The sequence below is a fragment of the Paenibacillus sp. N119s genome (assembly GCF_059447605.1).
On the sequence record NZ_JCAJRU010000398.1, the window covers coordinates 1 to 2433 of the forward strand.

The following is a 2433-nucleotide window of genomic DNA, read 5'->3' on the forward strand; positions in this document are numbered from 1 at the left end:
TTTTCCCCCTATAATGCATTGAGATCTGTTTTACACAAAAACGAATTTTTTTTGAATAATGTTGTTGTAAACTAATTTGTATTGATGTTAAATAATAAAAGAAAGCGCAATCATTTTACGAATTAGGATTTCATCATGCGAAGGGGGAAGGATATGCTGCTGCGAAGAAAAAGCATGGCTGTGATGCTTATGGTGGTGGTTTTGATGGCTGGACTGCTGCAAGGCTGTTCTTTCATGAACGATGAAAAAGATGGGCCGGGAACAGAACTTGTATTGTGGACATTCAATGAACTGCATGAGAAGTTTTTTCTGCAAATGGCTGACCAATGGAACCAACAGCACCCTGATGAATTGATTAATTTGAAAGCGAATACATTTCCTTATGACAACCACCACAGCAAGCTTTCGATTGCGTTGCAATCAGGGGTTGGAGCGCCGGATATCGCGGATATCGAGGTGAACAAGATTGGTAATTTCCTCAAAGGAATACCGCAATTGGTCCCGCTCAATCCGGTGATAGACCCTGAGCTCAAGAACATTGTGCCTTCCAGAGTGCAGATTTACGGCAAAGACGGTAAGTATTACGGCATTGACTTTCACGTTGGAGCCGAAGTGATGTATTACAACAAAGAGATCATGGATCAGGCGGGAGTAAACCCGGATTCCATCGTTACCTGGGCAGACTATGCTGCTGCTGGCAAGCAAGTGCTGGCAAAAACGGGCAAGCCGATGGCAACCTTGGAAACGAATGACCTGTGGAGCTACTGGCCGATGATCTCCCAGCAAAATTCGGACTTTCTGGATGAGAATGGCGAGTTGACGCTGGATAATGAAACCAATATTAAAACACTTGAGTTTCTCCAACAGATGATAAAAGACAAAATCGCTATTCCCGCACCAGGCGGCGGACATCATATGGAGGAATACTACGGGTTTATGAATAAGGGCGGGGCCGCTTCGGTGTGGATGCCGATGTGGTACATGGGACGTTTTACGGATTACATGCCTGACCTGAAAGGGAAGATCATCATTAGACCGATGCCGGCGTGGGAAAAAGGCGGCTATCGCTCAGCAGGTATGGGTGGAACCGGAACGGTAGTCACGAACCAATCCAAACACCAGGATTTGGCGATGCGTTTTCTAGCCTTCGCCAAGCTGTCCAAGCAAGGGAATGTGGAAATCTGGAAGCAGCTAGGTTTTGATCCCATCCGCAGTGAAGTGTGGACCATGCCGGAAGCGAAAGCCAAAAATAAATTTACGGATTATTTCGGAACGAATATCTTTGACACGCTGATCGAAGTCAAAGATGAGATCAATGCGGTGCATATTGGACCGAAAACGCCTGACATCGCCAGTGCTGTACGCAATAAAATACTTTATCGGACACTACAGAGTGGCGAAGATCCAGCTACGGTGCTGCATGAGCTGGCAGATGAACTGAGATAGACCCCAACAGGAAAGGGAGTGAGATTCATGGCAACGCCCGTTCATACGAACGCTAATGTAACGACAGGTCAGCCGCCACAACCTCAGCGTCCGACCAGAAGTCAATGGAGCCGATTTATTCATTCCAGTCGTACGGCACCGTATGTATTTGTCCTTCCATTTTTACTGTCCTTTGCACTGTTTTTTGCGTATCCGGTCATCTCGACGGTCATTATGAGCTTTCAGGAAGTCCTACCAGGGATCACAACTTACGTTGGCCTAGAAAATTATAAGGATTTAATGAATCCTACCTTTGGAAAAGCGATATTGAACAGCGTCCTGTATACGCTGCTCACACTGGTTGTGCTGATTCCTCTGCCACTGGTACTGGCGGTATTGCTGAATTCACCTAAAATGCCAGGCAGAGGGCTGTTTCGCTCCGTGATGTTTATACCCGCACTGACCTCAGTAGTGGTGGCAGGAACAATCTTCCGACTCATGTTCGGGGAATTGGATGGCTCGCTGATGAACTCCCTGTTAGGACTATTCGGCCTTGAGCCTTACAAATGGCTGATGAATGCGAACACCGGATTTTTAGCGTTGATCGTGCTGGCCCTGTGGAGATGGCTGGGTGTGAATATGCTGTACTACATGTCAGGGCTACAGAATATTCCTCCCGAGTTATATGAAGCAGCTCAGATTGATGGAGCCAGTCGCTTCGAATCATTTTGGCGGATTACGATTCCTATGCTGAAACCAGTGACGATTTACGTATTTACGATTAGTATTTATGCCGGGTTGTCCATGTTCACCGAGAGCTATATGCTGTGGAACGGAAATAACTCCCCGAACGATATTGGGTTAACGATTGTTGGCTATCTCTATCGTCAGGGTCTGGAACAGAACAGCATGGGCTTTGGAGCGGCGGTGGGCATTGTATTGCTCGTATTTACATTGGTACTGAACCTGATCCAGCTCAAATTTTTTGGCATGTTTCGGAAGGAGGAT

At 46.6% G+C, this 2433-nt stretch carries 2 protein-coding genes; both read left to right on the top strand.

Features of this window, described 5'->3' with window-relative positions; genetic code table 11:
- Positions 1-153: 153 nt before the first annotated feature.
- Complete coding sequence (locus AC5V8P_RS25090) at positions 154-1446, top strand: ABC transporter substrate-binding protein (protein WP_063209766.1); 1293 nt, start codon at positions 154-156, stop codon at positions 1444-1446.
- A gap of 27 nt (positions 1447-1473) precedes the next feature.
- A partial coding sequence (locus AC5V8P_RS25095; protein ID WP_081276732.1) for a carbohydrate ABC transporter permease occupies positions 1474-2433 on the top strand: 960 nt, incomplete at its 3' end.

What these genes read in the sequence shown, in the direction of transcription:
- AC5V8P_RS25090 (WP_063209766.1), top strand. Translation starts at nt 154, where the DNA reads ATGCTGCTGCGAAGAAAAAGCATGGCTGTGATGCTTATGGTGGTGGTT.